This is a genomic window from Lysobacter antibioticus HS124 (genome assembly GCF_000336385.2).
Taxonomy (GTDB): Bacteria; Pseudomonadota; Gammaproteobacteria; order Xanthomonadales; family Xanthomonadaceae; genus Lysobacter; species Lysobacter firmicutimachus.
The window spans coordinates 1-314 of the sequence record NZ_HG424600.1 but is presented as its reverse complement, the minus strand read 5'-3'; the positions used below and the strand labels follow the sequence as shown (position 1 = coordinate 314).

Annotated in this window: 1 protein-coding gene; it reads right to left on the bottom strand. The window is 56.4% G+C overall.

Annotation, left to right across the window (positions count from 1 at the left end; translation table 11 throughout):
• The coding region (locus TX83_RS23540) for a hypothetical protein (protein ID WP_186442672.1) at positions 1 to 314 on the bottom strand (314 nt) is incomplete at both ends.

Genomic DNA, 314 nt, shown 5'->3' with positions numbered 1-314 from the left:
AGCCCTCCTCCCTGCAGCGTGTTATAGACCTGCTGGAACGCGTCGACATCACCAGCGAGCTGGTCGCGGAACCGGGCGTGGCGAGATACCGGGTTGTGTCAGGCTCTTCGAATCCTTTACCCCAATCGAATCCGGGGCGATTCTTAGTCAAGAACGACAATGCTTCTTCATCGACCTGATCGGTGATGGGGCGATGCTCGTTGAGTCTTTGGTTGGTCGTAGCATCAACCTGCGCCGCTGCCTCCAGAATCAATCGACGCTTGGCTTCGTCGATCGGAATATTGCCTGCTTCGAAAGCGAACTGCGAAGCGTTG